Source organism: Curtobacterium sp. B8 (genome assembly GCF_000333315.1).
GTDB lineage: Bacteria > Actinomycetota > Actinomycetes > Actinomycetales > Microbacteriaceae > Curtobacterium > Curtobacterium luteum.
In genome coordinates, this window is the sequence record NZ_BACW01000695.1 from 1 (window position 1) to 3,740 (window position 3,740).

4 protein-coding genes are annotated in these 3,740 nt (G+C 72.6%); 1 reads left to right on the top strand and 3 read right to left on the bottom strand.

The features are described 5' to 3' along the window. From I59_RS18570 to I59_RS18580, 3 genes are all read right to left on the bottom strand, one after another. Positions 1 to 888 (bottom strand): serine hydrolase (locus I59_RS18570; RefSeq protein ID WP_022905165.1); only part of this gene is annotated, 888 nt, incomplete at its 3' end. 33 nt (positions 889 to 921) lie between these two features. Further along, positions 922 to 2,154: a D-alanyl-D-alanine carboxypeptidase family protein gene (locus I59_RS18575; RefSeq protein ID WP_187289841.1), complete on the bottom strand. Its 1,233-nt coding sequence runs from the start codon at positions 2,152 to 2,154 to the stop codon at positions 922 to 924. A 230-nt stretch (positions 2,155 to 2,384) separates the two neighbouring features. After that, positions 2,385 to 3,200, bottom strand: coding sequence for an RNA methyltransferase (locus I59_RS18580; protein WP_022905167.1), 816 nt, complete (start codon positions 3,198 to 3,200; stop codon positions 2,385 to 2,387). A 60-nt stretch (positions 3,201 to 3,260) separates the two neighbouring features. Here I59_RS18580 and I59_RS18585 point away from each other — a divergent pair. Next, positions 3,261 to 3,740: Sir2 family NAD-dependent protein deacetylase (locus I59_RS18585; protein ID WP_042726924.1), on the top strand; the 480-nt coding region annotated here is incomplete at its 3' end.

Below are 3,740 nucleotides of genomic sequence, written 5' to 3' on the forward strand. Positions count from 1 at the left end.
GGTCAGGGCGAGCAAGACGTCCTGCTCCGGCAGGACGACGCAGAACTGCCCGTAGGCACCGTCGCCGCGGAATCCGTGCCGGGCCATCCAGAACTGGAAGCCGTAGCCCTGGCTCCAGTCCGGGTTCTCCTCCTGCGGGTTCTCGACCTGTGCGCGGGTCGCGGCGTCGACCCAGTCCTCGTCGAGGATGCGCTGCCCGTCCCACACGCCCCGCTGCAGGTACAGCTGCCCGAGCTTCGCGACGGCCTCGACCGGGGCGTAGCACCCGCTGAACCCGAGCTCGTTGCCCTGCTCGTCGCGCTTCCAGGCGAGGTCCTCGATGCCGAGCGGGTCGAGCAACCGCGGCCGCAGCCAGTCGACGAGCGACCCGCCGGACACCCGCCGGACGATCTCGGCGAGCGTGTACGTGCACGGCTGGTTGTACGCGAACACCGAGCCCGGCTCCTCGTCCGGCCGCAGCAGCAGGAACCCCCGGACGATGTTCGTCGGGTCGATCGCCCGAGCGCGCTCGAGCGTCTCCTCGCGGTGGCCGCTCGCCATCGCGAGGACGTGCCGCACGCGGATCCGACGACTGCGCTCGTCGGTCACCTCGGCGTCGAGCTCCGGGAAGTACGACAGCACGGTGGCGTCGAGGTCGACCAGGCCCTCGCGCACGGCGATGCCGACACCGGCCGCGGTGAAGCTCTTGCTGAGCGAGTACAGCAGGTGCACCGACTCGGCGCGGTACGGGTCCCACGTGCCCTCCGCGGCGACCTGACCGTGGCGGAGCAGCACGAACGAGTGCGCTTCGACGTCCGGCGTGGACTCGAGGGCGTCGAGGAACGCGGCGACCCCGCGTGCGTCGATGCCGAGGGCGGGCGGGGAGCTGCGCGGGAACGTCGTCGTCACACGGTCGACCCTACGGCCCGCACGGTGTGCGTGTCAGGTCCCCTGGAACGGGTTGGTCCAGCGCCACCAGACACCCGGGTCCGCGATGGAGCGGTCGAGCTCCAGCGGGACCGTCACGGCCGGGTGGTCCGAGATCGTGAAGCGCACCCGCCCCACGCGCTCGCCGCGGTCCCCGAACGTCACCCGGTCGAGCCGGGTCTTCGCCGTCACCGTGGTCCGGCCCCACACGAGCACCTGGGACGCCTCTGCCGCGACCGCGTCCGCCCCGTCCTGCCACGGCGTGCTGTAGGTACCGAAGGTCTGCCCCTGGTGCGTCAGCGTCACGACCTGGAAGTCGTCGGCGACCGATCGCAGCAGCCGCTGGACGTCCTCGTCGAGCGAATCGTGGTCGACGCCCCCGAGCATCGCGCCGACGACGGTCACCTTCCGACCGCCCCGCTCGTACGTCGCGGCGAAGAGCAGGCACGCGCCGGCCTCGTCGAGCGTGCCGGTCTTGATGCCCTCGACGCCGTCGAGACCGAGGAGCTTGTTCGAGTTCTCGATCTCGCCGACGCCGGGCACGGTGACCTGCTTCGTCCCGACGATCTCCTTCACCACGGGGTTCGCGAGGGCCAGCTGGCCGAGCTCGACGAGGTCGGTGGCCGTCGCCGTGTTGTCGGGGTCGAGGCCGGTCGGCTCGTGGATCCGCGTGTGGTCGAGACCGTGCTCGTCGAGCCACGTGTCCGCTGCCCGCTCGTACGCGTCGAGCGACCCGAACGCCCACAGCGCCAACGCGCCGGCGTAGTTGTTCGCCGACTTCATCAGCATGACCTGGAACGTCTGGTACTCGGAGAGCTGCAGCCCGGCGGGCATCGGCGCGACCTCGCCGTTCTGCGCGAGGTACTTCGCGTACAACCCCTGCATCTGCTTCGTGAACGTGATCGTCGGACCCCGCTCGCCGCGTCGCATCGGCTTCTCGTCGAGGACCACGAGCGCCGTCACGACCTTCGAGATGCTCGCGATCGACCGTTCCTCGCGGTCGCCGCTCGTCCGCAGGCTCTCCGGGAAGTCCGTCGCCTCGACGGCGGTCGCACCGTAGCCCGGGAACGACAGCTCCGGGGTGGTGGTCGTCGGTGCGGCGTAGGTGGTGGTCGCAGCGCTCGCCGGGGCGAACGGCACCACGGCCGCCGCGACGAGGTAGCCCACCGTGAGCAGGAGCACGGCGACCACGGTGATCGTCACGGGGTGCCGGACGGCGGAGCGGGGGCGGCGGACGACTCGTGGCACAGCAAGGGAGCGTACTGGAGGCGCGTGGCGGCTCCCCGGGTGTCCGCCCGGTCCGGCGGGGCGCCGCCGGGCCGCGCGTCCGGCACGGTGCGAGGTTCCACGCACCGTGGCAGGGCATTCCCCTCGCACCGTGTCGACAACCTCGCACCGAGCGGGGCGCAGCGCAGCGCCGGGCGGCCGCCGCGACCGGCCGACGCGAACCGTCGGGAGAGCTCTTCGTCGGCGTGCGGTCAGCGCGCCCGCTGGGCGTGCGCCACGGCCCAGAGGCCGACGGCGCTCGCCGCGGCCACGTTGAGGGAGTCGACGCCGTGCGACATCGGGATCCGCACCGTCGTGTCCGCCGCCGCGATCGCCCGGTCCGTGAGGCCCTGCCCCTCCGTCCCCATCACGAGCGCCACCCGCTCCGGGACCTCCGCGACGAACGCGTCGAGGTCCACCGACCGGTCCGTGAGCGCCATCGCCGCGAGGTGGAACCCCTGCGCCCGGAGCTCCTCGCCCGCCGCCGGCCACTCCCCGATGCGCGTCCACGGCACCTGCAGCACGGTCCCCATGCTCACGCGGACGCTCCGGCGGTAGAGCGGATCGGCACACCGCGGGCTGACGAGGACCGCGTCGGCACCGAGGCCGGCGACGCTCCGGAAGACCGCCCCGACGTTGGTGTGGTCGACGATGTCCTCGAGGACGACGACGAGCCGCGCGTCCCGGACCACCTCGGCCACCGACGGCAGCACGGGGCGGTGCATCGCGGCGATCGCCCCGCGGTGCATCCGGAAGCCGGTGAGCTCCTCCAGCAGGGCGTCCGCACCGACGAACACCGGGCCGTCGTGCTCGGCCACGAGCGGGAGGACGTCGTCGAGCCACTTCTCCTGCACGAGCACGCTCCGCGGCACGTGGCCGGCACGGACCGCCCGCTCGATGACCGTGTTCGACTCCGCGATGTACAACCCGCCCTCGGGCTCGGTGACCCGGCGGAGCGCCACGTCGGTCAGCCGTGCGAAGTCGTCGAGGCGCGGGTCGTCGAGGGAGTCGATGCGGACGGGGTGCACGGGGCTCCGATTCGTGGGAAGTGCGCTGGACGGTCGGCTGTTGAGGGTACCGTGAACACGATGCCCACGAGCGACGAGCACAGCACCGCGGCCGACCTCGACCGCGCCGTCGAGCTGCTCGCGGGCAAGCGCCTCGCCGTGCTCTCCGGAGCAGGGCTCAGCACCGACTCGGGCATCCCCGACTACCGGGGCGAGGGCCGTGTCGTCCGGAAGCCGATGACCTTCCAGGAGTTCCGCTCCGACCCGGCCAAGCGCCAGCGGTACTGGGCCGGCTCCCACCTCGGTTGGCGGACCTTCGCCGCGGCCGTCCCGAACGACGGGCACCGGGCGCTCGCGGACCTCGAGCGCGCCGGGGTCGTCACCGGGGTGATCACCCAGAACGTCGACGGGCTGCACCTCCGCTCCGGCTCCCGTCGCGTCGTCGAGATCCACGGCTCGATGGACCGCGCCGTGTGCCTGACGTGCGGCCAGGTGTTCTCGCGGTCCGACCTCGCAGCGACGCTGGACCGCGCGAACCCGGGATCGACGAACCCGGCTCCG